The sequence below is a fragment of the Hyphomonas oceanitis SCH89 genome (assembly GCF_000685295.1).
In the GTDB taxonomy this organism is placed as follows: domain Bacteria; phylum Pseudomonadota; class Alphaproteobacteria; order Caulobacterales; family Hyphomonadaceae; genus Hyphomonas; species Hyphomonas oceanitis.
The window spans coordinates 1-1,717 of sequence record NZ_ARYL01000105.1 but is presented as its reverse complement, the minus strand read 5'-3'; the positions used below and the strand labels follow the sequence as shown (position 1 = coordinate 1,717).

Here is a 1,717-nt window from a genome sequence, read left to right as displayed (position 1 = left end):
CCCTATGAGTCTTTGGAGTGCAATCGCCAGGAGCCGGCTTGACCGATCTATTCGTAAAGGATGCCTGGAAGTCACGTTTCCAAATGGCGCGACGTCCCTCTTTGGCTCATACTGCATAAGTCCGATCCGTATCGCGATCAAATCGGAGGCATGGCTTCGCCGCATCCTGCTGGATCCGGAATTGCAGCTCGGCGAGGCCTATATGGAAGGGGGGCTGGTACTGGAAGCGGGCGACCTTTACGACCTGCTGGATATTTTCTGGACGAATATACTATCCGATGGCCGCCCGAGTGCCTCGCTACCGGCATTCCTCAGAAAGACGTTTCGGGCGATCGCGCAGTTCAATCCACGTGCACGAGCGGCTCGAAATGTTGCGCACCATTATGATATTGGCAACGACCTTTACCGCATCTTCCTCGATGAGGATATGCAGTATTCCTGCGCTTACTTCCCTGACCGGGAGACGTCCCTGGCCGATGCGCAACGCTTCAAGAAAGAACATATCGCACGCAAGCTCTGCCTCAAGCCTGGGGACACTGTCCTCGATATCGGTTGCGGGTGGGGCGGACTGGCCTTGCATCTTGCCGGCCGGGAAAATGTCCGTGTTCACGGGGTCACTCTGTCATGCGAGCAACATTGTCTCGCCCGTGAGCGTGCGGACGACATGGGCCTCAGCGACAGAGTGGAGTTCGGGCTTCAGGATTATCGCAATCTGACCCGTCATTATGACCGTATCGTCTCGGTCGGCATGTTTGAGCATGTCGGTGTGCCGCACTATCGCGAATATTTCGATCAGGTCGCGGCGTGCCTAAAAGACAACGGGACGGCGCTCATTCACACAATAGGGCGGACCCCAGGACCTGGAGCGACGAATCCGTGGATCGCGCGCCATATCTTTCCAGGCGGTTACATACCCGCGCTATCGGAAATCCTGCCAGCGATCGAGAAAGCAGGCCTGATGGTCCTGGATGTTGAAATCCTGCGCCTGCACTATGCAGAAACCCTCAAAGCCTGGCGATCACGTTTTCGCGCGCGGGCAGACGAGGCCGAAGCGCTCTATGATGAGCGCTTTGTACGTATGTGGGATTACTACCTCGTGTGCAGTGAATTGTCTTTCCGGCACGGTGTCCACAACGTTTTCCAGCTTCAGCTCGCCAAACGCCAGGACGCCGTTCCCCTGACAAGGGATTATCTGTATCGGCCCGAGCCCACGCGCGGCCCCCTTCGGCAGGTATCTCCCGTGCATGATGAAAGACCGCTCGCCAATGTCCAAAGACGATAAAACTGACGCAGGACACTCCAGGAAAGCCTATAAGCATGACTTGCGCGATCTGCAGATCGAGCTTGTCAAAATTCAGCGGCAGGCAATCGCGCACGGCCACCGCATACTGGTCATTTTTGAGGGGCGAGATGCCGCCGGAAAAGATGGCGTGATCAAACGGATCACCGAACATCTCAGTCCGCGTGAGACGCGCGTCGTCGCGCTTGGAAAGCCGTCCGACCGGGACACGCGGTCATGGTATTTTCAACGTTACACGCCGCATTTGCCAGCAGACGGAGAAATCGTCCTGTTCAACCGATCCTGGTACAATCGCGCCGGCGTGGAGAGGGTCATGGGATTTGCCAGCGACGACCAGGTCGAAGCGTTTTATGACAATGTTGGCGCGTTCGAAAAAATGCTGGTTGGCGACGGAATCCAGATTCTCAAATACTATCT

2 protein-coding genes are annotated in these 1,717 nt (G+C 56.4%); both read left to right on the top strand.

The window, feature by feature from the left end; translation table 11 throughout:
- The first annotated feature begins 4 nt into the window (after positions 1-4).
- On the top strand, positions 5-1,282 hold the full coding sequence (locus HOC_RS20390) for an SAM-dependent methyltransferase (protein WP_051625174.1): 1,278 nt from the start codon (positions 5-7) through the stop codon (positions 1,280-1,282).
- The coding region (locus HOC_RS20385; protein ID WP_479682636.1) for a polyphosphate kinase 2 family protein at positions 1,248-1,717 on the top strand (470 nt) is incomplete at its 3' end. The genes HOC_RS20390 and HOC_RS20385, both read left to right, overlap by 35 nt.